The sequence below is a fragment of the Pantoea sp. GM_Pan_4 genome (assembly GCF_026541005.1).
GTDB classification, from domain to species: domain Bacteria; phylum Pseudomonadota; class Gammaproteobacteria; order Enterobacterales; family Enterobacteriaceae; genus Pantoea; species Pantoea dispersa.
This window is the reverse complement of the sequence record NZ_JALNUZ010000003.1, coordinates 212,968-238,554: the sequence shown is the minus strand read 5'-3', so window position 1 is coordinate 238,554 and position 25,587 is coordinate 212,968. Positions and strand designations below refer to the sequence as shown.

General features: G+C 59.7%; 25 protein-coding genes. 12 read left to right on the top strand and 13 right to left on the bottom strand.

Annotation, left to right across the window (positions count from 1 at the left end):
- The first annotated feature begins 12 nt into the window (after window positions 1-12).
- From OXR61_RS10120 to crtB, 4 genes are read left to right on the top strand one after another with little or no spacing between them, the layout of a single operon-like run.
- Entirely contained in the window at window positions 13-1,290 is a 1,278-nt protein-coding gene (locus OXR61_RS10120) for a glycosyltransferase (protein ID WP_021508887.1), read from the top strand.
- Window positions 1,290-2,456, top strand: coding sequence for a lycopene beta-cyclase CrtY (crtY, locus tag OXR61_RS10115; protein WP_021508886.1), 1,167 nt, complete (start codon window positions 1,290-1,292; stop codon window positions 2,454-2,456). Before OXR61_RS10120 ends, crtY begins: the two co-directional genes overlap by 1 nt.
- Entirely contained in the window at window positions 2,456-3,937 is a 1,482-nt protein-coding gene (locus OXR61_RS10110; RefSeq protein WP_021508885.1) for a phytoene desaturase, read from the top strand. Before crtY ends, OXR61_RS10110 begins: the two co-directional genes overlap by 1 nt.
- A complete protein-coding gene (gene crtB / locus OXR61_RS10105) occupies window positions 3,934-4,863 on the top strand; it encodes a 15-cis-phytoene synthase CrtB (protein ID WP_021508884.1) in 930 nt (309 codons plus the stop codon). Before OXR61_RS10110 ends, crtB begins: the two co-directional genes overlap by 4 nt.
- On the opposite strand, the gene OXR61_RS10100 is transcribed toward crtB, so the two are convergent.
- A complete protein-coding gene (locus OXR61_RS10100; RefSeq protein ID WP_021508883.1) occupies window positions 4,802-5,335 on the bottom strand; it encodes a sterol desaturase family protein in 534 nt (177 codons plus the stop codon). The two genes, crtB and OXR61_RS10100, sit on opposite strands and share 62 nt — an antisense overlap.
- Window positions 5,336-5,643: 308 nt before the next feature.
- On the opposite strand from OXR61_RS10100, the gene OXR61_RS10095 reads away from it, so the two are divergent.
- Window positions 5,644-6,834, top strand: a complete 1,191-nt coding sequence (locus OXR61_RS10095) for an MFS transporter (RefSeq protein ID WP_021508882.1) — start codon at window positions 5,644-5,646, stop codon at window positions 6,832-6,834.
- Window positions 6,835-6,836: 2 nt separating this feature from the next.
- Here OXR61_RS10095 and sfnG read toward each other — a convergent pair whose 3' ends face one another.
- Window positions 6,837-7,931 (bottom strand): dimethylsulfone monooxygenase SfnG, encoded by a 1,095-nt coding sequence (sfnG, locus tag OXR61_RS10090; protein ID WP_021508881.1) that lies wholly within the window; start codon window positions 7,929-7,931, stop codon window positions 6,837-6,839.
- Between the two features lie 220 nt (window positions 7,932-8,151).
- The gene (locus OXR61_RS10085; RefSeq protein ID WP_021508880.1) at window positions 8,152-8,499 is read right to left on the bottom strand and encodes a helix-turn-helix transcriptional regulator; all 348 of its coding nucleotides are present in this window, start codon (window positions 8,497-8,499) and stop codon (window positions 8,152-8,154) included.
- Between the two features lie 159 nt (window positions 8,500-8,658).
- Between OXR61_RS10085 and OXR61_RS10080 the strand changes: the two genes are divergently transcribed.
- Complete coding sequence (locus OXR61_RS10080; protein WP_031279972.1) at window positions 8,659-9,885, top strand: MFS transporter; 1,227 nt, start codon at window positions 8,659-8,661, stop codon at window positions 9,883-9,885.
- 53 nt (window positions 9,886-9,938) lie between these two features.
- Here OXR61_RS10080 and clcA read toward each other — a convergent pair whose 3' ends face one another.
- On the bottom strand, window positions 9,939-11,303 hold the full coding sequence (clcA, locus tag OXR61_RS10075; protein ID WP_031279970.1) for a H(+)/Cl(-) exchange transporter ClcA: 1,365 nt from the start codon (window positions 11,301-11,303) through the stop codon (window positions 9,939-9,941).
- A 336-nt stretch (window positions 11,304-11,639) separates the two neighbouring features.
- Here clcA and glsB point away from each other — a divergent pair, with 336 nt between their 5' ends.
- From glsB to OXR61_RS10060, 3 genes are all read left to right on the top strand, one after another.
- Window positions 11,640-12,563 (top strand): glutaminase B, encoded by a 924-nt coding sequence (glsB, locus tag OXR61_RS10070; RefSeq protein WP_021508876.1) that lies wholly within the window; start codon window positions 11,640-11,642, stop codon window positions 12,561-12,563.
- Between the two features lie 467 nt (window positions 12,564-13,030).
- Window positions 13,031-13,447 carry a DUF2946 domain-containing protein gene (locus OXR61_RS10065; RefSeq protein ID WP_021508875.1) on the top strand — a complete coding sequence of 139 codons (417 nt, stop codon included), beginning with the start codon at window positions 13,031-13,033 and terminating at the stop codon, window positions 13,445-13,447.
- A gap of 65 nt (window positions 13,448-13,512) precedes the next feature.
- Window positions 13,513-15,252 (top strand): DUF2534 family protein, encoded by a 1,740-nt coding sequence (locus OXR61_RS10060; protein WP_021508874.1) that lies wholly within the window; start codon window positions 13,513-13,515, stop codon window positions 15,250-15,252.
- A gap of 68 nt (window positions 15,253-15,320) precedes the next feature.
- On the opposite strand, the gene OXR61_RS10055 is transcribed toward OXR61_RS10060, so the two are convergent.
- Together OXR61_RS10055 and OXR61_RS10050 are read right to left on the bottom strand one after the other, a co-directional pair.
- On the bottom strand, window positions 15,321-16,337 hold the full coding sequence (locus OXR61_RS10055; protein WP_021508873.1) for an NAD(P)-dependent alcohol dehydrogenase: 1,017 nt from the start codon (window positions 16,335-16,337) through the stop codon (window positions 15,321-15,323).
- Window positions 16,338-16,460: 123 nt separating this feature from the next.
- Window positions 16,461-16,730: a hypothetical protein gene (locus OXR61_RS10050; protein WP_010616678.1), complete on the bottom strand. Its 270-nt coding sequence runs from the start codon at window positions 16,728-16,730 to the stop codon at window positions 16,461-16,463.
- Window positions 16,731-17,062: 332 nt separating this feature from the next.
- Here OXR61_RS10050 and OXR61_RS10045 point away from each other — a divergent pair, with 332 nt between their 5' ends.
- Window positions 17,063-17,959 carry an extracellular solute-binding protein gene (locus tag OXR61_RS10045; RefSeq protein WP_021508872.1) on the top strand — a complete coding sequence of 299 codons (897 nt, stop codon included), beginning with the start codon at window positions 17,063-17,065 and terminating at the stop codon, window positions 17,957-17,959.
- Window positions 17,956-18,738, top strand: coding sequence for an ABC transporter permease (locus OXR61_RS10040; protein WP_021508871.1), 783 nt, complete (start codon window positions 17,956-17,958; stop codon window positions 18,736-18,738). Before OXR61_RS10045 ends, OXR61_RS10040 begins: the two co-directional genes overlap by 4 nt.
- Here OXR61_RS10040 and OXR61_RS10035 read toward each other — a convergent pair.
- The 7 genes from OXR61_RS10035 to OXR61_RS10005 form a co-directional block, all read right to left on the bottom strand.
- Window positions 18,735-19,124 carry a response regulator gene (locus OXR61_RS10035; protein WP_021508870.1) on the bottom strand — a complete coding sequence of 130 codons (390 nt, stop codon included), beginning with the start codon at window positions 19,122-19,124 and terminating at the stop codon, window positions 18,735-18,737. The two genes, OXR61_RS10040 and OXR61_RS10035, sit on opposite strands and share 4 nt — an antisense overlap.
- A gap of 210 nt (window positions 19,125-19,334) precedes the next feature.
- Window positions 19,335-20,111: an ATP-binding cassette domain-containing protein gene (locus tag OXR61_RS10030; RefSeq protein ID WP_021508869.1), complete on the bottom strand. Its 777-nt coding sequence runs from the start codon at window positions 20,109-20,111 to the stop codon at window positions 19,335-19,337.
- Entirely contained in the window at window positions 20,111-20,794 is a 684-nt protein-coding gene (locus OXR61_RS10025) for an ABC transporter permease subunit (RefSeq protein WP_021508868.1), read from the bottom strand. The genes OXR61_RS10030 and OXR61_RS10025 overlap by 1 nt, the downstream gene beginning before the upstream one ends.
- Window positions 20,795-20,803: 9 nt before the next feature.
- A complete protein-coding gene (locus OXR61_RS10020; RefSeq protein ID WP_058776116.1) occupies window positions 20,804-21,523 on the bottom strand; it encodes an ABC transporter permease subunit in 720 nt (239 codons plus the stop codon).
- 12 nt (window positions 21,524-21,535) lie between these two features.
- Window positions 21,536-22,381, bottom strand: a complete 846-nt coding sequence (locus tag OXR61_RS10015) for a transporter substrate-binding domain-containing protein (RefSeq protein WP_040679841.1) — start codon at window positions 22,379-22,381, stop codon at window positions 21,536-21,538.
- A gap of 18 nt (window positions 22,382-22,399) precedes the next feature.
- Entirely contained in the window at window positions 22,400-23,587 is a 1,188-nt protein-coding gene (locus tag OXR61_RS10010; RefSeq protein ID WP_031279968.1) for a M20 family metallopeptidase, read from the bottom strand.
- A gap of 271 nt (window positions 23,588-23,858) precedes the next feature.
- On the bottom strand, window positions 23,859-24,758 hold the full coding sequence (locus tag OXR61_RS10005) for a LysR substrate-binding domain-containing protein (protein ID WP_021508864.1): 900 nt from the start codon (window positions 24,756-24,758) through the stop codon (window positions 23,859-23,861).
- Window positions 24,759-24,862: 104 nt separating this feature from the next.
- Here OXR61_RS10005 and OXR61_RS10000 point away from each other — a divergent pair, with 104 nt between their 5' ends.
- Window positions 24,863-25,567 carry an SDR family oxidoreductase gene (locus tag OXR61_RS10000; protein WP_021508863.1) on the top strand — a complete coding sequence of 235 codons (705 nt, stop codon included), beginning with the start codon at window positions 24,863-24,865 and terminating at the stop codon, window positions 25,565-25,567.
- Window positions 25,568-25,587: the final 20 nt, after the last annotated feature.

Sequence of the window (25,587 nt, the reverse complement as noted above, 5' to 3'; positions counted from 1 at the left end):
CCGGTCATACCTATGGGGCATTTTGCCGTTATTGCGCCACCGCTCTACAGCCACTTTCACGCATTGCAGGCGCTGGCGCAAACGCTGCTGGCGCGCGGACATCGCATCACCTTTATCCAGCAAAGTGATGCACGCACCTTGCTGAGCGACGAGCGCATTGCCTTTGTGGCCGTCGGCGAGCGCACGCATCCTGCCGGATCGCTCTCCAGCGAACTCAGGCGGCTGGCCGCACCGGGCGGGCTGTCGCTGTTTCGCGTGATTCACGATCTGGCCAGCACCACCGATATGCTATGCCGCGAACTGCCTGCGGTGCTGCAACGCCTGCAGGTCGATGGCGTGATTGCCGACCAAATGGAAGCGGCTGGCGGTCTGGTGGCAGAGGCGTTACAGCTGCCGTTCGTGTCGGTGGCCTGCGCGCTGCCGGTCAATCGTGAAGCGGCCATTCCGCTGGCGGTAATGCCCTTTCGCTTTGCTCAGGATGAGAAAGCGCTGCAGCGCTATCAGGCCAGCAGCGACATCTACGACCGCATCATGCGTCGTCATGGCGCTGTCATCGCTCGTCATGCGCGCGCCTTCGGCCTGCCCGAACGCCATGGCTTACATCAGTGTCTGTCGCCGCTGGCGCAAATCAGTCAGCTGGTGCCCGCTTTTGATTTACCGCGTCAGCAACTGCCAGCCTGCTATCACAGCGTGGGCCCGCTGCGGACTCCAGTCGCTAGCGGCGCGCTCGCCGCTCCCTGGCCAGCGCTGCGCCAGCCGGTGGTGTATGCCTCGCTAGGCACGCTACAGGGGCATCGTTTTCGCCTGTTTCTGCATCTGGCTCAGGCCTGCCGCAATCAGCAGCTGTCGCTGGTGGTGGCGCACTGTGGCGGGTTGACCGCAAGCCAGGCACATCAGCTCAGACTGGCCGGTGCTGCGTGGGTGACCGATTTTGTGGATCAGCGGGCGGCACTGCAGCATGCGCAACTGTTTATCACTCACGCCGGTCTGAACAGTGCGCTGGAAGCGCTGGAGTGTGGCACGCCGATGCTGGCGCTGCCGATCGCCTTCGATCAGCCCGGTGTGGCGGCACGTATTGAGTGGCACGGCGTCGGCCGGCGCGCCTCACGTTTCAGCCGGGTCGCGCAGCTGGAGCGACACCTGCAACAATTGCTGAGTGACGATCGCTATCGTCTGCGCATGTCAGCCATTCAGGCGCAGCTGCAGCGGGCCGGTGGCTGTACGCGCGCGGCGGATATTGTCGAGCAGGCGCTGTGTCAGCAGCAAATCGTGCTGGCGGAGGCCACCTGATGCGCGCACCTTATGATGTCATTCTGGTCGGTGCCGGCCTGGCCAACGGGCTGATTGCGCTGCGTTTACGCCAGCTGCAGCCCGCACTTAAGGTTTTGCTGCTGGAGAGTCAGGCGCAGCCGGCCGGCAATCATACCTGGTCGTTCCATCGCGAAGACGTCAGCGAAGCGCAGTTCCGCTGGCTCGAGCCGCTGCTTTCGGCGCGCTGGCCCGGTTATCAGGTACGCTTCCCCACCCTGCGTCGCCAGCTGGATGGAGAATATTGCTCGATTGCCTCGGAGGCTTTTGCCCGGCACTTACAGCAGGTGCTCGGTGCCGCGCTACGCACCGCAGCGCCGGTCAGCGAGGTCTCGCCCACCGGGGTCAGACTGGCGGATGGCGGGATGTTACAGGCGCAGGCGGTGATTGACGGACGCGGACTGCAGCCGACACCGCATCTGCAGCTCGGCTATCAGGCATTTGTCGGTCAGGAGTGGCAGCTGGCCGCGCCGCATGGCCTGCAGCAGCCAATATTGATGGACGCCAGCGTCGATCAACAGCAGGGTTATCGCTTTGTTTACACCCTGCCGCTCAGTGCCAGCCGTTTACTGATTGAAGATACCCACTACATCAACCATGCCACGCTCGATGCCGCACAGGCGCGCCGGCACATTGCGGACTATGCCCACCAGCGCGGCTGGAATCTGAGCCAGCTGCTGCGCGAGGAGCACGGCTCGCTGCCGATCACGCTCAGCGGCGATATCGATCAGTTCTGGCAACAGCAGCACGGACAACCGTGCAGCGGGCTGCGCGCCGGACTGTTTCACGCCACCACCGGTTACTCGCTGCCCGCCGCGGTGGCGCTGGCGGAGAAGATTGCCAGCACGCTGCCCGCCGATGCCCATACGCTGAGCCACTGCATCGAATCCTTTGCCCGTCAGCACTGGCGCGAGCAGCGCTTTTTCCGTCTGTTGAATCGCATGTTGTTTCTTGCCGGACGGCCTGAACAGCGCTGGCGCGTGATGCAGCGTTTTTACCGGCTTGACGCCGGATTGATTAGCCGCTTTTACGCCGGGCAACTGCGCTTCGGCGATAAAGCACGCATTCTGTGCGGCAAACCGCCGGTCCCTCTCGGCGAAGCGCTGCGCGCATTGATGATGACCTCTCCGTTACCAGGGAAGAAATAATGAAACGCACCTATGTGATTGGCGCAGGCTTCGGTGGCCTGGCGCTGGCGATTCGTCTGCAAGCGGCCGGCGTGCCGGTCACGCTGCTGGAACAGCGCGATAAGCCTGGCGGGCGCGCCTATGTGTATCAGGATCAGGGTTTTACCTTTGATGCCGGTCCGACGGTGATTACCGATCCCAGCGCTATCGAGGCGCTGTTTACGCTGGCAGGCAAGCAACTCAGTGATTATGTCGACCTGATGCCGGTGACGCCATTTTATCGCCTGTGCTGGGAAGACGGCAGGCAGCTGGACTACGACAACAATCAGGCGCAGCTGGAGCAGCAGATTGCCACCTTTAACCCACAGGATGTCGCCGGTTACCGCCAGTTTCTGGCCTATTCACAGGATGTGTTTCGTGAGGGCTATCTGAAACTGGGCACCGTACCTTTTCTGCATTTCCGCGACATGCTGCGTGCCGGGCCACAGCTGGGTCGGCTGCAGGCCTGGCGCAGTGTCTACAGCATGGTGGCGAAATTTATTCATGACGATCATCTGCGCCAGGCTTTTTCCTTTCACTCGTTGCTGGTCGGCGGTAATCCTTTTGCAACGTCTTCGATCTATACCTTAATTCACGCACTGGAGCGCGAATGGGGCGTGTGGTTTCCGCGCGGCGGTACCGGTGCGCTGGTTGATGGCATGGCGCGGCTGTTTCGCGATTTGGGCGGTGAACTGCTGCTCAACGCCGAAGTCAGCCAGCTGGAGACCGAGGGTAACCGCATCAGCGGTGTCCAGCTGAAGGATGGGCGCCGTTTTGCCGCCGCCGCCGTTGCGTCAAATGCTGACGTGGTGCATACCTACGATCGCCTGTTAAGCCAGCATCCTGCGGCGCGTAAACGCGCGGCGACGCTGAAGCGCAAGCGGATGAGCAACTCGCTGTTTGTGCTCTATTTTGGTCTTAATCATGCCCACCCGCAGCTGGCGCACCACACGGTATGCTTTGGTCCGCGCTATCGTGAATTGATCGATGAGATCTTCAATAGCAGCCAGCTGGCGGAAGATTTCTCGCTGTATCTGCACGCGCCCTGCTCCAGCGATCCGTCGCTGGCACCGGCGGGCTGCGGCAGTTTTTACGTGCTGGCACCGGTGCCGCATCTCGGCACCGCCGCAATTGACTGGCAACAGGAAGGACCGCGCTTGCGCGATCGCATTTTTGCTTATCTGGAGGAGCACTATATGCCGGGTCTGCGACAGCAGTTAGTGACACACCGTATGTTTACGCCGTTTGATTTTCGCGACACGCTGCACGCGCATCAGGGCTCAGCGTTTTCGCTCGAACCCATTTTGACGCAAAGCGCCTGGTTCCGGCCGCATAACCGCGATGCCGACATTACTAACCTTTATCTGGTGGGGGCTGGCACGCATCCCGGTGCCGGTGTGCCAGGCGTGATCGGCTCCGCGAAAGCGACCGCCCAGCTGATGGTGGAGGATCTGACCGGATGAACCAACCGCCGCTGATTGAGCAGGTCACCCAAACCATGGCGCAGGGCTCCAAAAGTTTCGCCAGCGCTACCCGGCTGTTTGATCCTCCAACGCGCCGCAGTACGCTGATGCTGTACGCATGGTGTCGTCACTGTGACGATGTGATAGATGGTCAGACGCTGGGCGAAGGCGGCACGCAGCACGCGGTAGCGGATGCCCAGGCGCGGATGCGCCACCTGCAAATCGAAACCCGCCGCGCCTACAGCGGTGCCCACATGGATGAACCGGCGTTTCGTGCCTTTCAGGAAGTGGCGCTGACGCATCAGCTTCCCCAGCAGCTGGCGTTTGATCATCTGGAAGGGTTTGCGATGGATGCGCGTGAAGAACGTTACGCGTGTTTCGGGGACACGCTGCGTTACTGCTATCACGTGGCCGGCGTAGTGGGGTTAATGATGGCGCGCGTGATGGGCGTACGTGATGAGCGCGTACTCGATCACGCCTGTGATTTGGGTCTGGCGTTTCAGCTGACCAATATCGCACGGGATATCGTTGAGGACGCGGAGAATGGCCGCTGCTATCTGCCACAAAGCTGGCTGGATGAGGCCGGACTGAACGCCGCCCAGCTTGCCGATCCGCAACATCGCGCAGCGCTGGCCCCGCTGGCGGCGCGTCTGGTGCGCGAGGCTGAACCTTACTATCAGTCAGCGCGCAGCGGGCTGCCAGGATTGCCGCTCCGTTCGGCGTGGGCGATCGCCACCGCACGCGGCGTTTACCGGGAAATTGGCGTAAAAGTGCAGCATGCCGGTGCCCGGGCATGGGATACGCGCCAGCGCACCAGTAAAGGCGAAAAGCTGGCGCTGCTGGTGAAAGGTGCCGGCGTCGCGCTTACTTCGCGCCTTGCTCATCCCCAGGCGCGTCCTGCCGGTCTGTGGCAGCGTCCGCGTTGACACGACGCCCATGGCGCTGGCGCAGCGTCGCCTGCAGCTTGTGCAGCGGCGGGGCGTAAAGAAAGCCAAAGGAAACGCAGCCTTCCCGTCCCCGCACCGCATGATGCATGCGGTGCGCCATATACAATCGCTTCAGATAGCCTTTGCGTGGAATATAGCGAAACGGCCAGCGCTGATGGACCAGGCCGTCATGCACCATAAAATAGAGCGCGCCATAGGTCGTCATGCCAGCGCCAATCCATTGCAGCGGCCAGACACCGTTGTCACCCAGCCAAATCAGGCCAATCGACAGCAGCGCAAACACCACGGCATACAGGTCGTTGAGCTCAAATTTGCTCTCATGCGGTTCATGATGCGACAAATGCCAGCCCCATCCCCAGCCATGCATAATGTATTTATGCGACAGCGCCGCGACGATCTCCATCAGTATCACGGTAGCCAGCAGGATAAGCGCATTCCATAACCAGAGCATCATTGGTCCATTTGCGAAGAGTGAGAGTATAAAGGTGGACGTGGATAGCGAAAGGCGCAAGTCCCCGGCAAAAAAACGCACCGGCAGCGTAAATACCAGCCAGCTCACGGACGCGTGCTATCACCGTCAGACAAGCAAAGCGGCAAGAAGGTTATCCTGCATGGCGGCCGGGTGGGTCTGCTTTACATTGATTTAACAGCTGGTTAGTATAGCCAGCGGTTCAGCGGTCCAGGCTGCTGCGTACGCGTTAACGTCAATCAACGCACCATACGCAGAGACTTTCTGCCTCATTTCTATGGTGCGCAAACATGTCCCATACCGCTTTATCTGCTGATTCTGCCCTGCATCGTTCCGGCTTTTTCCTGCTGCTGCTGTTACTGACCGCCGCCAACTTACGCACGCCCATCACCGCCACCGGGCCGGTACTGGAAAATATTCGCCTGACATTTGGCCTGAGCGCCAGCGCTGCCGGCGTGATTAACTTTTTACCGCTGCTGATGTTCGCCACGCTGGCTCCGCCAGCCGCCTGGTTTGGCAATCGCTTTGGCCTGGAGCGCAGTCTGTGGGGAGCGTTACTCCTGATCGTCCTGGGTTCACTGCTGCGAATCAGCGGCAGCGAAACGGCACTGTGGCTGGGGACGCTGATTCTCAGCAGCGGGATCGCGGCGGCCAACGTCCTGCTGCCGCCGCTGATTAAGCGTGATTACACCGCGCACACCGCGCGTTATATCGGGCTGTATGCCATGACCATGGGCATCACCGCCAGCATCGCTTCCGGCGTGGCCGTGCCGCTGGCCGAACTCAGCAGCGCCGGCTGGCGTCTGTCGCTGGCGGTCTGGCTGATTCCGGCGCTGATCGCGCTGCTGGCGTGGCTGCCGCAGCTGAAAAATCCCGCGACGCGTGCGCAGCGCGCGACAGAGGTCACCGTAACGCGTTCGCCGTGGCGTTCCGCGATCGGCTGGCAGGTGTCGCTGTTCATGGCCAGCCAGTCGCTGCTGTTTTATACCCTGATTGGCTGGTTTACCCCGTTCGCACAGGATAATGGCATCAGTCAGCTGCAGGCGGGCGGCATGTTGTTCGTCTATCAAATTGTGGCGATCGCCTCCAATCTGGCCTGTATGCGGGCGCTGAAGCAGCTGCGCGATCAGCGTCTGATCGGGCTGCTGGCCTCGCTGTCGATCTTCATCGCGGTGACCGGCCTGCTGCTGGCACCCACATGGTCGCTATTGTGGCTGATTCTGGCAGGCCTCGGGGCGGGCGCCTCGCTGCTGATCAGCCTGTCACTGTTTAATTTACGCACCCGGGACCATCGCCAGGCCTCGAAACTCTCCGGCATGGCGCAGTGCGTGGGGTACGGGCTGGCGGCGCTGGGACCGCTGTGCTTCGGCATGCTGCATGATGTCAGCGGTAGCTGGCAGCTCCCGCTGCTGATGCTGTTGGCGGTAAGCGCGCTGCAAATGGCGATGGCGCTGCTGGCCGGACGCGACCGCGCTATCTGACCTCAGACCGTGACGGCGTTAAGCGCCTCCTGCCGTTCCAGTTCGCGCACGCGTGGGATCACTTCACGCCCAAAGAACTCCACCTCTTCATGGAAATGCAGAAACGCCAGCAGCAGTAAATCCACGCCAGCGCGTTTCTGCTCCATGATGCGCTCAGCAATTTGCTGCGGCGTGCCAATCAGATTGGTTTTGAAACCGTCGTTGTATTGCACCAGATCCTCGAAGGAGGATTTGGCCCAGTTGCCCTCGCCTTCCGGCGACGCGCTGCCGGCATTTTTCACCTCATGCTGGAAGCCTTTCACTGCATCCGGATTGGCTTTGGCGATGATCTCCTGCAGCACCGCCTGGGCTTCCTGTTCGCTCTCGCGGGCGATGACAAAACCATTCAGGCCGATTTTAACGGCGTGCTGATTGACGGCGGCTTTGGCGCGGATATCGTCTACCTGCTGCCGTACGCCCTGAGGCGTGTTGCCGTTGGTGAAGTACCAGTCAGACACCCGTGACGCCATGTCGCGCGCGGCGCGCGAGCTGCCGCCCTGGAAAATTTCCGGTAGCGGATCGAGTGGTTTCGGCTTGAGCGCGTAGTCGCGGAAGCGATAAAAATCCCCGGCGAAGCTGAAGCTGCTTTCACGCCAGATGCCGCGCAGGCAGCGAATGAACTCTTCCGAACGCAGATAGCGCTCTTCGTGATCGAGCCAGGGTTCACCAATCGCTTTGAACTCGCCGCGAAACCAGCCGCTGACAATGTTCACCGCGATGCGCGGACCGTAAAGATGGCTGATGGTGGCGATCTGCTTCGCCGCCAGCGTCGGGTTCCACGGCCCCGGCAGCAGCGCGGCAATCACTTTGAGTTTTGTGGTGTGGCTCAGCAGATCCTGAGAGAAGGTGACTGATTCGTGCTGATTATCAGCGCCATAGCCAGCCGTGAAGCGAATCTGCGTCAGGGCATAATCGAAGCCAGCGCGTTCAGCGATTTTCGCCAGTTCACGGTTGTACTCCGCGTCCCAGCGCGTGCGCTGCTCGATCTGACTGATGACTAAACCACCTGAAACATTAGGTACCCAGTAAGCAAACTGCAGCGGTTTTACCTGTGACATAGGTTTCTCCTGAGACTTCTTATAGCTGGACTAACGGAAAATTATCTTCATTAATGCTTTTGGCTATAAGAGGCTATGCAGTGAGCGTGCCAGTTCCTGGCAGAGATTAAACGCCTGATTTGCGGGCTAACTGAATGAGAGGATGAGGAATGTCTGTTGCGGATGCAGCAGCCGCTGTCGCCAGGCTGTTGCAATTGCAGCCGCTCCGGCGAAAAGGGCGCTACTCCGCGTGCTGAAAAGCCTGCAGCGCGCTTCGGGTGGCGGCATCGTCAACGGCGGCACTGAGCAGCGCATCAAGCAGACCAGGAAAGCGCGCGTCCAGATCGTCGCGCCGCAGTGACAGCAGATTCTCGCGGCCAGAGGGTTTTTGCCAGATTACGCCGCTGTCACGCAGTACCCGCCAGTGATGGGTTAAGGTTGATTTGGATACGCCTTGCAGCAGCGAACCGCAGCTGCGCGCCTCCCCCTGTGCCAGCAGCGCGACGACCGCCATGCGCATCGGATTGCCCAGCGCGGCCAGCACATTCTCCAGCCTGATGGCGTCACGCGACGGATGATTTTCCAGCATTGCTTATCTCTGTAAGGGCGTAAGACAGCAAATTATCCGTGAGTCGGCGGGCGATGTATAGCGCAGTACGAGCGGTGCGCCAATCGCGCTGCGCTAATTTACGATGTCACATTGCTGCTCTATGCTTGTCACCATCTTCCACTCTTTCTTCATCACAACATGAATGCAAATCCGATAGCGCATCCCGCTGCTTTGCGGTCCCTCCAGGCGTTGTGTCTGGTCAATTTTTTCATGGCCGACGTGCGGGATGGACTGGGCCCTTTCCTGGGGATCTTTCTTACCGAGCATGGCTGGAGAGCGGATGATATTGGCTGGGCGATGACTGCCGGCGGTTTAGCCGGTCTGCTGGCTACGCTGCCGGCGGGTCTGGCAACCGATGCCACGCACCATAAAAAAGGGCTGCTGATTCTGGCCTCACTGCTCATTACGCTGGCTACCCTGATGCTGTGGTGGTTTCCTTACGGCGGAGTGGTGGTTGGTTCGCAGGTGGTTACCGGTCTCGCGGCCGCGCTTATTGCCCCGTTACTGACCGGCGTCACCCTCGGCCTGACCGGCTCTCAGGGGTTCAGCCAGCAGATGGGTAAGAACGAGGCGTTCAATCATGGCGGCAATATGACTGCCGCGCTGTTTGCCGGGTTTGCCGTCTGGCTGTGGGGCACCGATGCGGTTTTTATCCTGATGACCGCGATGGCACTGTGCGCATGTTTTGCCGTGGCCGCCATTCAGCGTAACGCGATCGATGACCGCGCGGCGCGCGGCGGTGCCGGACAGCAGGCCGCAGAGCTTCCTGGTTTCTCTGCCCTGCTGCGCAATCCGGTGCTGCTGATTACCGGACTGACGCTGCTGCTGTTTCACCTCGGCAACGCCGCGCTGTTACCGATGCTGGGCATTCGCGCGGCGGCAACGCACAGCGGACAGCTCAGCCCCGGTGTTTATACCGCTGCAACCGTGGTGATTTCGCAATGCGTGATGATTCCCGTGGCGTTATTCGCCGCCCGAAACGCCAGCCGCCTCGGTTTCCCGCTGCTGATCACCCTCGCGCTGGTGGTGCTGCCGGTGCGTGCCGGCATCGCCTCCCTGTTCGATGGCACCTATGCGATGGTACCGGTACAGATTCTTGATGGTCTGGCCGCCGGGCTGCTGGGCGTGGCAGTACCGGGCTACATCGTCAGCGTGCTTGACGGCAGCGGACACACCAATGCCGGCCAGAGTTTCGTCATGCTGATGCAGGGCGTGGGCGCGGCATGCAGCCCGGCACTGACCGGCAGCATCGCCGCCGCCTGGTCTTATCAGGTCGCTTTCGCCGTGCTCGGCAGCATTGCCCTCGCCGCACTGATGCTCTGGAGCCTCAGCCAGCGCATCAGATGGGTTAAAAGCCGGGCGTGAGGTGATATCTTTCCACCCGGCTTTAGTCGCGCTTCGATAAGCCGGGATAATACCTATTCCGTCCGGGCGCTGGCGCGGTTAGTGAGCTGTGCTTTGGCCAGGGTGCGCGCCAGGATTGAGGAATAAAGCGGTTTGCCACCAAAGAACTGCGCCGCCAGCGTTGCGCCCAGGCAGGTGATGATCATCGGCAGAATCAGTTGATAGTTATTGGTCATTTCCAGCACCAGCACGATGCCGGTAAGCGGCGCGCGCACCGAGGCGGCGAACAGCGCGCCCATCCCGGCGACGGCAAAGGTGGCGGCTTCCAGCTGATAATGCGGGAACCAGTCGGCGCTCAACTGACCAAAGCAGGTGCCCAGCAGCGTGCCCAGCGTCAGCATGGGCGCAAAAATACCGCCCGGCGCGCCTGAAGAGAAGCAGCAAATGGTGACCAGCGTGCGCAGCGCGAAGAGAGCAAACAGCGCCAGCGCGCCATAGTGTCCGGTAGCGAAATCCGGAATCAGCGTCGTTCCGCCGCTCACCGCCTGCGGCAGCAGTAAACCCAGCACGCCGCACAGTCCGGCCAGCAGGCTACCGAACAGCACCCAGCGCCCGGTACGTCCGAGATGCAGGCGCTGAAACTGGTCCTGTGCGAGAAATATCAGCCGGTTGAACGCCACGCCGCAGCCGCCAAACAGCACACCCAGCACCAGATAGAGCCACAGTGTCTCAGTGGGCGCGTCACGCAGCTGACCGATATTAATGATGGCTTCGTTACCGTTGAGCACGCGAAAGACAATGCTCGACATGATCACGCCAACAAACACCGCTTTTATCGATATCAGGCTATAGCGAAACTGCGGGCGCATCTCTTCGATAATGAACAAAATGCCGGCCAGCGGCGCGTTGAACGCCGCCGAAAGCCCCGCCGCGGCACCGGTCGCCAGCAGCGTATGGCGTGATTCAGAATCGCGCACGCGAAACAGATCGAGGCACATACCACCGATGTTGCCGCCAATCTGCACCGTGGGTCCTTCGCGTCCCAGCACCATGCCAGAGCCCAGCGCGCCCATGCCGCCGATAAATTTAACCGGCAGCACGCGCCACCAGCGCACCGGGCGCAGCTCTTCCAGCGCGCCCTCGATTTCCGGAATGCCCGAGCCTCCCGCCTCTGGCGCGAAGCGGCGCACCAGAAAATAGCCGATGCCGCCCAGCAGCGCCGAAATAAAAAACGCGCTCAGCAACGCCATGGCCAGGTTATCCGCACGCTCTGTCAGCCAGCAGATCCGCAGGTGGAGAATAAAATTGACCGCGCGATCGAAAGCCACACCCACCAGCCCGGTAAGGATACCGACCAGCGCGGCCAGCAGCAGCAATGCCAGCGGGGTTTTATCGCGTCGCAGCAGTTTTTGCAGCAGCATAAAGCGCCCGGCGCGCATCGCGTTGGCAGGCTCGGTGGCATCAGGTAAGGCAGACATCGTCATCCTCAATTACAACTGTTGAGCGCATTGGCAGCGCCGGAAAGAGTTTGGGCTTAGCATAACCAAAATTACCTGATCGGTAACTCAATCATTCGCAACATAATTTTACCTCAGGCCGCGCGATGTGGCGTAGGCGCCAGGCTGGGTTGCGATCGGGCGCAACAAACCGGGCAGAAAATCCGCTACGCGGTGCAGGCTTGCTGCAGCATGCTCACAGAATTTTGCGCGGTGGATTGACGCGCCGACGGCAAATCACCATGATCGCGCCAGGATTAGTCACCCCGGAGCCACAAGGTGTCGGAACTCAGTAATGCATTGCTTGAAGAGATTGTCACGGACGTACGCCCCCTCACCCGTCAGGGGAAAGTGGCAGATTATATCCCGGCGCTGGCCGGCGTGGATGCCGATCAACTGGGCATCGCCATTGCCACCGCCGATGGACGCAGCTATCAGGCCGGCGATGCGGGCACGCGTTTTTCAATCCAGTCCATCTCCAAAGTCCTGTCGCTTACCGTCGCGCTGACGCTGTACGAGGACGCCGAGATCTGGCAGCGCGTGGGCAAAGAGCCATCCGGCCAGGCATTCAATTCTCTGGTGCAGCTTGAACTGGAACAGGGAAAGCCGCGCAATCCATTCATTAACGCCGGCGCGCTGGTAATGTGCGATTTGCTGGAAAGCCGACTCACCGCGCCACGCCAGCGCATGCTGGAGTTTGTGCGTCGTCTGGCACAGCAGCCGGACATTCAGTATGACCGTGCGGTCGCGCGCTCTGAATATGAGCACTCGGCACGTAACGCCGCCATTGCCTGGCTGATGAAGTCGTTTGGCAACTTTCATAATGACGTCAGTAAAGTAATGGAAACCTACTTTCACTACTGCTCGCTGGCGATGAGCTGCAGCGAACTGGCGCGCACGTTTCTCTATCTCGCCAATCACGGCCGCACGCTGGATGATGAGTGGGCGGTGATCTCTGCACGCCAGGCGCGGCAGGTGAACGCACTGATGATGACCAGCGGCATGTACGACGGCGCCGGTGAGTTTGCCTGGCGCGTGGGCATGCCAGCTAAATCCGGCGTCGGCGGCGGGATTGTCGCAGTGATTCCCGGTGAGATGAGTATTGCCGTCTGGTCACCGGCGCTGGATCATTCCGGTAACTCGCTGGCCGGCACCGCCATGCTGGAGAAACTCACGGAGCGGCTGGGGCGATCGATATTTTAAGGCCCGGCTCATACTGAGAGGCTTCCCTGTAAATGAAAAGAGTTAAACAACGAGCCGCCCGTTTATATCGGTGCGCATAAATGCGCACCCTACGAAAATCGTGTAATTCCTTGCTGATTGCGATCGATGGCGTGCAATAAAGTTGCAAGTGACCTGTTTATATCGGTGCGGATCAATGCGCACCCTGTGCAAATAGTGCCAATACCTTGTAGGGTCGCCATTAATGGCGACCACAAATTCTGAGCAATGACAGGTTATGCCATCAGACACCGCTCATCCTTCAGCAATGAGAAATAGTGTTTCCCTAATGTACTCATCAGGTTGCAATTAAGTTAACAAACACACCACGTTAAGTGACCCTTTTCAAAAGGTGCGAATTTTGTCGCTCCCAGCCTCACTTTTATTAACCCTTGTGCGGCAATCGCGTTACACTTCGGCCTCATTTGTTGAAGCACTCAGTATTTGCCATGACGTTTTCCTATCACTTTCGCCAGCGCCTGACCGCCTGCGTCGCCATTGTGGCGGTGCTGCTGCTGTTCGTCGCGCCGATTGTGTCGAAAACGCTGCTGGAGCGGCAAACGCGCATTGACCCCGTGGCGTCGCACAGCCCTTCATCTGCCATGCCAATGCACCATCACGATATGCCGATGGAGATGGCGATGCCGGGTATGATGCATCACAACATGGACGACGGCGAATTTGCCTGCGGCTATTGCGATTTGCTGGTGCATGTTCCGCTGATGATGTGGGTGTTTATCCCGTTCATCTGGCTGATGCTGGTGATCTCGCGTGCCCCACCGCTGCCGCCGCTGGTGGCACCCCGGCCGCGCCGCTTCAGCGGTACCCATCGTCCGCGCGCGCCACCGGTTTTTCTTTCCTGCTGAATCTCATTAATCGGTACAACGCCTGCGCTGTGCCCTGACATTCTCTTATCGGAAGGAAGACGGCTTTGTCTGCTGTTCACTCTGCAGCACCGCGCGGCGCGGTGCTTAATCTGCTACGCCGCTTACATTTTTACATTGGCCTGTTTGTCGCGCCGTTCATCTTCGTGGCGGCGCTCAGCGGCACGCTGTATGTGCTGACGCCGCAGCTGGAAAATCTGATCTACGCCGATGCGCTCACCGCGCAGCCGCAGGGCAATGTGCAACCGCTCTCGGCGCAGATCGCCGCGGCACGCGCCTATGCGGGCGAAAATCAGCACATTTATGCGGTTCGACCCGCGCCCGCCGCGCGCGATACCACGCGCGTACAGTTCAGCGATGCCACACTCGGTCCGTCGCAGTCGCGCGCGGTGTTTATCGATCCCTACAGCCTCAAAGTAACCGGCGACATGACGGTGTACGGCACCAGTGGCGTGTTGCCGCTGCGCACCACGCTCGATCTGCTGCACAGCAGCCTGTTACTCGGTGACTTTGGTCGCAACTACAGCGAACTGGCGGCGAGCTGGCTGTGGGTGGCCGCGCTCGGCGGCGTGCTGCTGTGGCTGGGCACGCGACCAAAACGCCGGCTGAAAACCGTGCGAAAGGGGTTTGCCTTCACCCGGCACTGGCACATCACGCTGGGGCTGACGCTGCTGCTCGGGCTGCTGTTCTTCTCCGTTACCGGCCTCACCTGGTCACAATGGGCAGGTGGCAATATCGATAAGATGCGCACCGAGCTTAACTGGCTGACGCCACAGGTGAATACGGCGCTCAGCGGTGATGCGCCCGCCGCGCCGGCGGATCCTCACGCCGATCACCGCAGTATGCCGGACATGGACATGACCAGCATGCCGATGTCGTCGATGGCGAAATCGGCGACGCAGCCAGCGAAGTCACTGCCGGCAAATGCCGCTGACGCTGACTGGGATCGCGTGCTGGCGGCGGCGCGTCAGGATGGCATCCGCGCGGCTAAAGTTGAGCTGCGCCAGCCGAAAAGCGAGGGCAAAGCCTGGACGGTCAGTGAGATTGATCGCAGCTGGCCCACGCAGGTGGATGCGGTGTCCGTGAATCCGCAAAGCTTCGCGATTGTCGATCACGTCTGGTTTGATCGCTTCCCGCTGGTGGCAAAACTGACGCGCTGGGGTGTCGATGCGCACATGGGCGTGCTGTTTGGCTGGCCTAATCAGCTGTTGCTGGCGCTGTTTGGCCTGGGTTTATGCAGCATGATTGTGCTGGGTTATCGCATGTGGTGGCTGCGCCGCCCGGCTCTCGATCAGGCCAGCCCGGCGCAAACCCTGAGCGCAAGCTGGCTGGCGCTGCCGCACTATGCCAAAGGGGTCTGCCTGATGCTGGCGCTGGCGCTCGGTTATGCCCTGCCGGTGATGGGCGTCAGCCTGCTGGCCTTCGTGCTGGTGGACGTACTGCGCTGGCGCAGACAACAACGTGCGCCGATGAGCGAAGCGGAAATTCTCGCTGCGCAGCAGTCGCCGCTCGGTATCGTGCGGGCGCGCTTCACGGTGAAACGCAAGGAGATGCGTTACTACCTGCGTGGGCTGTTTATTCTGGCGCTGATTGTCGGTACGGTGATGAGCAATGCGATTATCGGCGGCGTGATCGATCAATACGGCATCCCGTTCAGCCACTGGACGCTGACCATGTATCTGACGCAGGGCTTTATGATCGCGCTTTACACCACGGTGTTCACCGCGCTGATGTCGATTCCGCTGTGGTATTTCTTCCTCGGCGAAAAGGATGATTCGCAGGGATAAGGCGTAAAAAACGGCGGATGATCCCCCATCCGCCGTTTTGTCTGACAAATGTCAGCGTGTTATCCGCCTCAGAAATCGGCCTTCAGCACCACGCGGTAATTAGCTTTACCGGCGCGTACGTGATCCAGCGCTTCATTGATTTTTGACATCGGGAACTCTTCCACCTGCGGTGCCACATCGGCGCGTGACGCCAGACGCATCAGCTTACGCAGCTGGCCCGGTGAACCGGTAGAAGAACCCGTTACCGCGCGATCGCCCAGAATCAGACTGAACGCCGGCACTTCAAATGGCTTCATCACCGCGCCCACGGTGTGGAACTTACCGTGCGGAGCCAGCGCCTGGAAGTACGGCTGCCAGTCCAGATCGACGGCTACGGTGCTGATAATCAAATCAAATTGCCCGGCCAGCGCGTTCAGCGCCTGAGGATCGCGGCTGTTGACCACACGATCGGCGCCCATGGCTTTGATGGATTCGGTTTTGCTGGCATTCGAACTGAACGCCGTAACTTCAGCACCCATGGCGCGCAGCAGTTTGATCGCCATATGGCCGAGGCCGCCAATACCGATAACGCCGACGCGGCTGGTGGCCGTTACATGGTGCATCAGCAGCGGTTTAAACACGGTAATCCCACCGCACAGCAGCGGACCGGCAGAGGTGATGTCCATGGATTCCGGCAGCGGAATCACCCACTGCCAGTCGGCGCGCAGATGGCTGGCGAAACCGCCTTTATTCATGATGGTGGGCACTGAACCGTTCTCACAGTTGACCTGCTCGCCGTTGATGCAGGCATCACAGTGCTGGCAGCTTTTCGCGGTCCAGCCGATACCCACGCGCTGGCCGACCTTCAATCCTTTGTCCTGCGCCGCATCGCCGAGTGCGCTGATGCGACCAATCACTTCGTGACCGGCAATGACCGGATAAGAGGAAATGCCCCACTCGTTATCAATCATCGACAAATCAGAATGGCACACACCGCAGTAATCGACCTCAACCAGCACTTCTTCCGCCGCCAGCGGACCGGTTTCGTACTCGTACGGTACCAGCGCATCACCAGCGTTGTGTGCGGCATAACTTTTGATTTTCATTACTGTCCTCTGTTTTCAGCGTTGTTAACCCAGGAAGTCTAGCAGAGCGTATTGCATGATTATGATTAAATTTCAGCCAATTAGAGGCTGTTAAGCGCAACGGGGAAAGAAAAGCATTTCGCGTTAAAGCGAATCGTGACTGGGCGGACTGCGGAACGCATGGCGCGCCTCTTCTATCAGCTGGCTGGCAGTGACGGTGGGCGGCAAACGCGTCAGCACTTTGCTGGCCTGCCAGTAACACAGCACCATCTCCTCGTTAGTTTCGTTCTCCGCCATTTCCCTTAAGCGCCTGCGCAGGCTCAGCACGTCCAGCGTTTGCTGTTCATCGACCATCTCAGCGATGGTTTGGTTGATGACCTGATGAATAATTTTCCAGGAAAGATCGGCAAACACGTTAAACCTCGTGACGTAGTAACGGGCTCCAGGCAAATGAGGAAAAGGTGCACGCCCAGCGGCATGCAAAATAATCCAACTGGGATAACTATAGCCGCTTATTTAACCAGCAGACGGCTGGCCGCCTGTGTTTGCGGTAGCTCACGGATCGGTAAATGAATTTTTTCTCTCAGCGCGCGTTGCAATGGCACTAAAACCCGGCACTGGCGCGCGACCGCAGGATTTCGCAACAGATTTTACCTTGCGCTAAAACGGAGAATTCCGATAATCGATATTTACTCATTTATATAGCGATAAGGAATCTCCGCGTGAAGACGCTTACCCTACTGTTAATGACTGCCGCCGGCGGATTGAGTTTACCGGCGCAGGCCGCTATGGATATCCGCGTGACGTATGCCGGCTCGATGGGAAAAGTGATGGATCAGGCACTGGGCCCGGCATTTGCACAACAGCATGACGGTAAGTATGAAGGTCAGGGCCAGGGGGCTTACGGCATGGCGCGCCTGCTGGCGAGCAAAAAAATCACTGCTGACGTGTTCGTGTCTATTACTCCCGGTCCGATGCAGATCCTGAAAGACGCCGGACTGATCGACAACGCAGTACCGGTAGCCAGCACCAGCATGGTGATCGCCTATAACCCGAAGGGGCCGTTTGCGCCGCAGTTTGCCGCAGCCAAAGGCAATGATGACCGCTGGCTTCAGCTGCTGGCAGCGCCGGGACTGAAATTTGGCCGGACCGATCCGGTAAACGATCCTAAAGGCCAGAACATCATTTTCACCCTGCTACTGGCGCAGAAGTATTACCGGCAGCCCGGCATCGCTGACCACATTCTCGGCGGTTACCAGAATCCCGCACAAACCCATCTGGAAGGTGGCTTGCTGACGCGGCTCGAGAGCGGTCAGGTGGATGCAGCTGCGGGCTATGAAAGCGAAGTGATCTCTGCCCATCTGCCTTACATCGCGCTGCCCGATAAAATCAACCTCAGCAATCCGGCGATGGCGACTAAGTGGTACAACACGGTCAGCTTTAGCGTCAAAGACAGCCAGGGTAAAGATAAAGTGCTGCACACCCAGCCACTGGTCTACTACGCGGCGGTGCTCAGGAATGCGCCGCACGGTACGGCCGCTGGCAAAGCCTTTGTAGATTTCATGCTGAGTCCGTCAGGACAGGCGCTGTTTAAACAGCAAGGCTATGCCGCACCGAAGGGCGATGGGCTTTATACGCCATGAAAATCCGCCATGCTGGCGCGCTGTGGCTGTCGCTGCCCGCCCTGGTGCTGCTGGCCGTACCGTTTATCACCCTGACGGGCGTTACACACTGGCAACACCTGCGGCTGGCGTGGGGTGACGGCGCGGCGATTACCACGTCGCTCAGTCTGGGAGCGATCGCGCTGGTGCTGATTTTTCTGACCGGCTTACCGCTGGCCTGGTGGCTGTCGCAGGCGCGGGGAAAAATACGCTGGCTGGTGGAAACGCTGGTGATGATCCCGCTGCTAACGCCGCCGCTGGCGATGGGAATCCTGCTGGTCAGCGCGTACGGTCCGTACAGTTTGCCCGGCCAGCTGCTGAGCAAGCTGGGCTGGACGCTGGTGAACAATCCCGCCGCCTTTATTCTGGCGCAGTGGTATGGCGCGCTGCCCTACTTTGTCACCAGCGCACGCTCGGCGTTTATCGCGGTGCCGCAGGAGATCCTTGAAGCGGGCCGGACGCTGGGTGCCACACCGTGGCCGCGCTTCTGGCGGCTGGCGCTGCCCCTGGCCGCACCGGGCCTGGCGTCGGCTACGGCACTGGCGTGGGTGCGGGCGATGGGCGAATTCGGCATTGTGATGATTTTCGCCTGGTTTCCCCACGGAATGCCGGCGCAGCTGTATAACAATCTGCAAAACGACGGCGTGGATGCGGTGTATGTGCTGTTGTGGCTGTTACTGCTGTTTACCCTGCCGGTGCCGCTGCTGTGCGCGCTGGCTTCCCGGCGCGCGCTCTGCGGCAACACGGCGCGGTATCATTAGAGGCTGGCGCGCTGCTCACTCTCACGCATCGCCAGCCGGACCGTCTCCAGCAGCGGTTCAATCTCCAGCGGCCGGGTGAAAAAGGCAAAGGCGCCCTGAGCAAACAAGCGCCGGCAGGCCTCCAGCGTGTCGTGCCCGGTCATGATGATCACCGGCAGCAGCGGATGGCGTGCACCCTGCCGGGCCAGCCAGCTCAGGCCGCTACTCTCTGGCTGTCGCACGTCAAGCAGCAGACAGCCGCATACGGCTTGCTGACCGGCGGCGGCGGTTTCGAACGATGCCAGGTCGGCAAAGTCGGCGACCTCGTAGTCCACGGTTCGCAGCAGAAATCCCAGCGACTCACGCACGGATACATCATCATCCACTAACCACACCTTCGCGCCCATTACGTACTCCGCCTGTAGAAAAATGAGGAAAATTTCGGCCCTCTCTGTCGCGCGGTGACGCAACAGCAGCCAGACCTGACGGTAGCTGGTTATCGATGGACGTGAAGTGCGCGACGACGTGCACCTTCCCTGCGCCGATAAAAAAGCCCTCCGTTGAGGGAGGGCGATTTTTCCATAATTTGGCTTAGAACACCATTGGCACAAATCTGGTTAGCTGTTGCGCTGCAGGTGGCTGCTGACAAAAGCGCGACAGCGCGGCGAGATCGGTTCGCTAAACACCTGCTGCGGCGATCCGGACTCTTCGATTTTGCCCTGATGCAGAAACACCGCTTTGTTTGATACATCGCGCGCAAACCCCATTTCATGGGTGACGATAATCATGGTGCGCCCCTCTTCCGCCAGGCTGCGGATGACGCGCAGCACTTCGCCCACCAGCTCCGGGTCGAGCGCGGAAGTGGGTTCATCAAACAGTATCGCTTTCGGCTGCTGCGCCAGCGCCCGGGCAATCGCCACGCGTTGCTGCTGGCCACCGGAGAGCTGCGACGGCCACGCGTTGCGCTTTTCGTATAACCCGACTTTTTGCAGCAGCGCTTCGGCCTCAGCAACGGCCTCCTGATGACTGCGCTTTTGCACATGGATCGGCGCCTCAATGATGTTCTGCAGCACGGTTTTGTGCGGCCACAGATTGAAGCCCTGAAACACAAAGCCGAGTTGCATGCGCATCAGCTTAATGCGGCGGCGCTGTTCACGGCTCAGCTTTTCGTCCGCGTTATCGAGGGTGACCACTTCATCGCCCACGGCAATCTCACCGGCCTGTGGCACTTCAAGAAACGGGATGCAGCGCAGCAGCGTACTTTTACCGGAGCCGCTGGCGCCGATCAGCGAAATGACGTCGCCATCCTGCGCCGTCAGGCTGATGTCATGCAGCACTTCATGCCCGCTATAACTTTTTCTGAGATGGCTCAGGGCAATAGTGGGTTTGTTCATTAACGTGCTCCAGCGTGATAAGGGGACAAACGGCGCTCCAGCAGCGCCACCGCTTTGCTCACCAGCACGGTCAGCAGCAGATAGATAATCGCCGCGCTGATAAACACCTCCAGCGCGCGGAAGGTTTCTGACACGATGGAGTCGGCGATGCCGGTCATCTCCATCAGGCTGATGGTGCTCACCAGCGATGTGGATTTGATCATCGAGATGATCTCATTGCTGTAGGCCGGCAGCGCCTGACGCACCGCCAGTGGCAGCGTGATGCGTCGCAGCGAAGTGAAGCGCGACATGCCGCACACTTTCGCCGCTTCCAGTGACTGCACGCTAACCGCATTCAGTCCGCCGCGCAGGATCTCGGCGGTGTAAGCCGCGTCGTTGAGAATCAGCGCAATTAACCCGCACCAGTAGGGCTCACGCAGCAGCGGCCACAGCACGCTTTCGCGCACCGCCGGCAGGCTGCCGAGGCCATAGTAAATCATGAAGATTTGAATCAGCAGCGGCGTACCGCGGAACAGCCAGACATAAAAACGCGTAACGTAGCTGCCGAGGCGATGCTGACGCAGCAGATTCAGCAGCAGCGCCAGTATCCCGCCGCCCAGCAGGGATAATACCGCCAGGTTGAGCGTCAGCGGCAGTCCGCGCAGCAGCGCCGCCAGCGTGTGCTGTAAAAAGGTGAAATCCATCGTGGCTCCTTACAACCGCGCGCGTTGTTGCCCGCGCATGGCCACTTTTTCCACATAGCGGAAGAAGAAATCTGAACAGGTGGTGATAATCAGGTAAATCACCGCGCCTACGCTGTAGAAGAAAAACGGCATCTGGGTGGAATTCGACGCGGTGGAAATCTGGTTCATGGTTTCCACCAGCCCGGTCACCGATACCAGCGCCGACTCCTTAATCACCGATTGCCACTGATTACCCATGCCCGGCAGCGCGGTGCGCAGCGCCTGCGGCACAATCATGCGGCGGAACAGCATAAAACGGCCCATACCGGTGACCGTAGCGGCTTCCAGCGTGCCGGCAGGAATCGCGTAAAACGCGCCGCGGAATACGCTGCTCTGATAAGCACCAGAAATCAGCCCGATGGCGATCGCGCCGGCAACGAAGCCGTTAACGTCAAACGGTCCCTGCAGGCCGATAGCTTCACCGATAAACCCGACCACCTGTCGGCCACCAAAGTAGAACAGGTAGATCACCAGCAGCTCCGGCACGCCGCGAAACAGCGTGATGTAGCCGCTGGCAAGACGCTGCTGCCAGCGGCCGCCACCAATCTGCATCCAGCACAGCAGGCTGCCGAGCATCGCGCCCAGCAGCCACGCACACAGCGAGACCGTTACCGTGACGGTGGCGGCGTCCAGCAGCACGCCGCCCCAGCCTTCGTCACCAAAACCTAACAGTTGCCAGTCAATAGTCATAAGCGCTCAGCATTATTCCGCAGGCGCGACGTTCTCGCCGAACCATTTCTCTGACAGTTGCTTCAGCGTGCCGTCTTTGATCATCGACACCAGCGCCTGATCCAGCGCGGCTTTCAGCTCCGGATTGTTTTTACGAATGGCAATCGCCGAGCCCTGGCCCAGCACACCGCCCACAAAGCCGTAACCGGTGCTGTTTACCGTATCCGCGTGTTTTTTCACATAAGCATTGAGGTTGGTGCGCGATGCCATGACCGCATCAACCCGGCCATTGAGCAGATCGGCGAAGGTTTCCGGGCCGGCCTGATAGGTACGGATAGTCGCGACATCACCGAGGTATTTGTTGAGGAAATCGGCCTGAATGGTAGCGACCTGCACCGCAATGGTTTTGCCTTTGAACTTAGCCTTCAGCGCGTCGATGGCTTTGTTCATACCGGCTTCATCGGTCGCCTGTACCACTTCACCGTTGCCCGGCAGGGTATCCACTGCGCTGCCCTTCAGCGTGACGAAGCCCGAAACGCTCACGGTGTACTGATGGGTAAAATCCACCACTTCTTCACGTTTTGGCGTCACGGTGACGGCATCGACCACCGCATCATATTTGCCATCAGCGAGGCCGGGGATCAGTCCGGACCACTTCTGTGCGACGATTTCATATTTGAATCCCGCGCGTTTCGCCAGTTCGGCCACCATATCGGGCTCGTAGCCGACAATTTTGCCGCTCGGCGTGGACTGGTTAAACGGCGGATAGGCCGCTTCGGTGGCGAATTTTAACGTGCCAAAATCTTTGGCCTGAACCACAGCGGCAGCAGCCAGCAGCAACATGCCCGCGGAGGCGGAGAACAGCCCTTTACGCATCATCATAAAACCTCATTATTATCAGGAGAGTAAGTCGATCGCTATACGGGCCAGAGCCTGTGTGCCAGCGTGAATGCTGCGTTCGTCCGGCTGATAGTCGGAGTTGTGCAGATGGTCGTCGCGCCCCGGCGCGCCAGAGCCGATATGGATTTGACAGCCCGGCACACGCTCAGTAAACAGCGAGAAATCTTCCGCGCCAAAGCTGCTGCTGGGTTTTGCCACCACCGGCTTGCCGAACTGGTGCGAGAGGATCGGCTCCAGTGCATCAATCAGCGCATCATCATTCATCAGCGGCGGTACGCCTCGCTGATAATTGACCTCAATCCGCGTATTGAGCGACAGCGCGACACCGGCACAGATGCGGCGGAAAGCGCCTTCCATGTGAGCGCGCGCCTGCGGTGATTTAGCGCGGATGGTGCCCTGAATCAGGCAGCTGTCGGAGATGATGTTATGGGTGGTGCCGCCGTGGATATGGCCAATCGTCAGCACAGCAGAGTTCGCCGGATCGAGCTCGCGCGACACAATGGTCTGCAACTGCGTTACCAGGCTGGCGGCGGCAATGATCGGATCGGTACCCATGTGCGGACGGGCGGCGTGGGTGGATTTGCCGTGAATCACTACGTCGAATTCATCGCTGGAGGCGGTGCTGGCACCGCGCGTCAGGGCGATTTCTCCTGCGGCCAGCTCTGGCTTATTGTGCAGCGTGATCGCCACATCAATGCCGTCCGCTGCGCCGGCAGCAATCATGGCTTGCGCGCCGCTCTCTGGCGTCTCTTCCGCCGGCTGAAAAATCAGCCGCACAGTGCCGTGCAGCTGGCTGCGCAGGTCCGCGAGGACCGCCGCGACGCCGAGCAGCGTAGCCGTGTGGATATCATGGCCGCAGGCGTGCATTTTACCCGGCCAGATGCTGCTAAACGGCAGATCGGTTTGCTCATGAATCGGCAGCGCATCCATATCGGCACGCAGCAGCACGGTCCTGCCCGGCTGCGCGCCGGTAATGTCCACCATCACGCCGGTGCGGCCCACGCCGGTTTGCGGCGTCAGCCCGAGGCGCAGCAATTCCTGTTCCACGATGGCTGCGGTGCGGATGGTGTCGAAACCAAGTTCCGGATGTGCGTGAATATCGCGCCGGATGGCGATGAGGTGCGCCTGCATGCTTTCACTTCTGGCGCTGATATCCCTGGCTAAAAGAATTTTATGATCGGTCATGGTGGTAATACGGTTATGCAGGCTGTCGCCTGGCCGTTATGGCATTTTTATGAAATTCAGCGTTTTATTTATTCACAGCCCTCAGCAGATTGCAACGCACAATTCCTTCCCTTAATTGCTGAATTTGCGTGATATTTTTCTAAAACCCTGCCTGGGCAGGATAAACCTTATAAAATGCATGCTCAGTCAATTATAACATTCATAATTCGCAGGCGATCATCAGTTTTACTGATTTTGTTATTGAACATAAAAGCATCGCATTGCTCAGCCATCAATCTTTGCTCTGCTCCGCCTGACTGAGTAGCCACGCACGAACCGCACTCACCGTTGCCTGCTCACGCGGACGACGCGGAGCCACCAGATACCAGCCGGCATCAACGGGCATCTCACGCTGCCAGGCGGGAACCAGCCGACCGCTGGCCAGATCGTTCTGCACAAAATGCGGGCTGGTCAGTGCGATACCCTGACCACTCAGCGCCGCTTCCAGTGCCAGCGCGGTCTGGTTGAAGCGCAGATGATGCTGATGCTGCAGCGACTGCCCGGGGAACATAAACGCCAGGAACGCCGGCCACAGGTGATGGCCATCGTGCAGCAGCGGATAGCGCAGGCAATTTTCTGGCTGCGCTGCATCACCGTGTTGTGCCAGCAGCGCCGGGCTGACCACCGCCAGCACCGTCTGGCTAAACAGCAGCGTGGCCTCCAGCCCGCTACCAAACGGCGGCCGGCCATAGCGCACCGCCAGATCGACGCCTTCATGGTGAAACTGCACCAGCCGTTCAGAGGCCAGCACGCGCAGGTCGATATCCGGCCAGGCCGCGGTAAATGCCGGTAAACGCGGCAGCATCCAGCGGCTGGCAAAGGTCGGTGTTACGCTCAGCGTCAGGCGATCCGGCTCCGGGCGCAGCGTGCGCGTCGCCTCATCAATCAGCTCAAATGCCTGGCGAATGTGCACCGCATAGCCTGCACCGGCAGCGGTCAGCGCCAGCGAACGCGGCAACCGATCGAACAGTTTCAGGCCCAGGCTGGCCTCCAGACCGCGAATATGCTGTGCCACCGCACCCTGCGTCACGCCGAGCTCTTCAGCGGCGAGGCGAAAATTAAGGTGCCGCGTCACGGCTTCGAATACCCGTAGCGCATTCAGCGACGGTAATGCCTGAAAGCCCTGATTCATCCTGTAGTTTTCCTATCGTCAATTGCCAGCTGAGCTGACTCTCTGCTGCATCTCCAGGCCATTATACTGGCATCACAGGATTTTTAATTGATGAGGTTACTCACATGACAGTAGAAAAAGTTGCGGTAATTGTCGCAGGTGGCAGCGGTATGGGCGCAGCGGCAGCGGAGAAGCTGGCCAGCGAGGGTTTCAGGGTTGCGATTCTTTCCTCCTCCGGCAAAGGCGAGGCACTGGCAAATCGTCTGGGCGGGCTCGGCATTACCGGTTCGAATCAGTCAGTAGACGATTTGCAGCAATTGATTGATGCCACACTGGCGCGCTGGGGACGTATCGACGTGCTGGTTAACAGTGCCGGTCACGGTCCGCGCGCGCCGATCCTTGAATTAAGCGATGATGCGTGGCAGCAGGGAATGGAAACCTACTTCCTCAACGTGGTGCGCGCTGTACGCCTGGTCACGCCGATCATGCAGCAGCAGGGTGGCGGCAGTATCATTAATATCTCATCGGCATGGACGTTTGAACCCACCGACATGTTCCCGACCTCGGCCGTGTTCCGTGCCGGTCTGGCTTCTTTCAGTAAAATCTTTGCCGACACCTACGCAGCTGAGAATATTCGTATCAATAACGTCCTGCCAGGCTGGATTGATAGCCTGCCGAAAACGGATGAACGGCGCGACAGCGTGCCCATGCAGCGCTATGGCACGGCTGCAGAAGTGGCGGCTACCATTGCGTTTCTTGCTTCGCCCGGCGCGGCTTATATCACCGGGCAGAATCTTCGCGTGGACGGCGGCGTCACGCGCAGCGTGTAACCGGCTTTGCTGTGCCAGCT

What these genes read in the sequence shown, in the direction of transcription:
- OXR61_RS10030 (WP_021508869.1), bottom strand. Translation starts at nt 20,111, where the DNA reads ATGAACAAACCCACTATTGCCCTGAGCCATCTCAGAAAAAGTTATAGC.
- OXR61_RS10010 (WP_031279968.1), bottom strand. Translation starts at nt 23,587, where the DNA reads ATGACCGATCATAAAATTCTTTTAGCCAGGGATATCAGCGCCAGAAGT.
- OXR61_RS10065 (WP_021508875.1), top strand. Translation starts at nt 13,031, where the DNA reads ATGACGTTTTCCTATCACTTTCGCCAGCGCCTGACCGCCTGCGTCGCC.
- OXR61_RS10005 (WP_021508864.1), bottom strand. Translation starts at nt 24,758, where the DNA reads ATGAATCAGGGCTTTCAGGCATTACCGTCGCTGAATGCGCTACGGGTA.
- crtY (WP_021508886.1), top strand. Translation starts at nt 1,290, where the DNA reads ATGCGCGCACCTTATGATGTCATTCTGGTCGGTGCCGGCCTGGCCAAC.
- sfnG (WP_021508881.1), bottom strand. Translation starts at nt 7,931, where the DNA reads ATGTCACAGGTAAAACCGCTGCAGTTTGCTTACTGGGTACCTAATGTT.
- OXR61_RS10095 (WP_021508882.1), top strand. Translation starts at nt 5,644, where the DNA reads ATGTCCCATACCGCTTTATCTGCTGATTCTGCCCTGCATCGTTCCGGC.
- OXR61_RS10110 (WP_021508885.1), top strand. Translation starts at nt 2,456, where the DNA reads ATGAAACGCACCTATGTGATTGGCGCAGGCTTCGGTGGCCTGGCGCTG.
- OXR61_RS10040 (WP_021508871.1), top strand. Translation starts at nt 17,956, where the DNA reads ATGAAAATCCGCCATGCTGGCGCGCTGTGGCTGTCGCTGCCCGCCCTG.
- OXR61_RS10100 (WP_021508883.1), bottom strand. Translation starts at nt 5,335, where the DNA reads ATGCTCTGGTTATGGAATGCGCTTATCCTGCTGGCTACCGTGATACTG.
- OXR61_RS10080 (WP_031279972.1), top strand. Translation starts at nt 8,659, where the DNA reads ATGAATGCAAATCCGATAGCGCATCCCGCTGCTTTGCGGTCCCTCCAG.
- OXR61_RS10120 (WP_021508887.1), top strand. Translation starts at nt 13, where the DNA reads ATGGGGCATTTTGCCGTTATTGCGCCACCGCTCTACAGCCACTTTCAC.
- OXR61_RS10015 (WP_040679841.1), bottom strand. Translation starts at nt 22,381, where the DNA reads ATGATGCGTAAAGGGCTGTTCTCCGCCTCCGCGGGCATGTTGCTGCTG.
- OXR61_RS10085 (WP_021508880.1), bottom strand. Translation starts at nt 8,499, where the DNA reads ATGCTGGAAAATCATCCGTCGCGTGACGCCATCAGGCTGGAGAATGTG.
- OXR61_RS10055 (WP_021508873.1), bottom strand. Translation starts at nt 16,337, where the DNA reads ATGAAAATCAAAAGTTATGCCGCACACAACGCTGGTGATGCGCTGGTA.
- clcA (WP_031279970.1), bottom strand. Translation starts at nt 11,303, where the DNA reads ATGCGCGCCGGGCGCTTTATGCTGCTGCAAAAACTGCTGCGACGCGAT.
- OXR61_RS10045 (WP_021508872.1), top strand. Translation starts at nt 17,063, where the DNA reads ATGACTGCCGCCGGCGGATTGAGTTTACCGGCGCAGGCCGCTATGGAT.
- OXR61_RS10020 (WP_058776116.1), bottom strand. Translation starts at nt 21,523, where the DNA reads ATGACTATTGACTGGCAACTGTTAGGTTTTGGTGACGAAGGCTGGGGC.
- crtB (WP_021508884.1), top strand. Translation starts at nt 3,934, where the DNA reads ATGAACCAACCGCCGCTGATTGAGCAGGTCACCCAAACCATGGCGCAG.
- OXR61_RS10035 (WP_021508870.1), bottom strand. Translation starts at nt 19,124, where the DNA reads ATGGGCGCGAAGGTGTGGTTAGTGGATGATGATGTATCCGTGCGTGAG.
- OXR61_RS10025 (WP_021508868.1), bottom strand. Translation starts at nt 20,794, where the DNA reads ATGGATTTCACCTTTTTACAGCACACGCTGGCGGCGCTGCTGCGCGGA.
- OXR61_RS10000 (WP_021508863.1), top strand. Translation starts at nt 24,863, where the DNA reads ATGACAGTAGAAAAAGTTGCGGTAATTGTCGCAGGTGGCAGCGGTATG.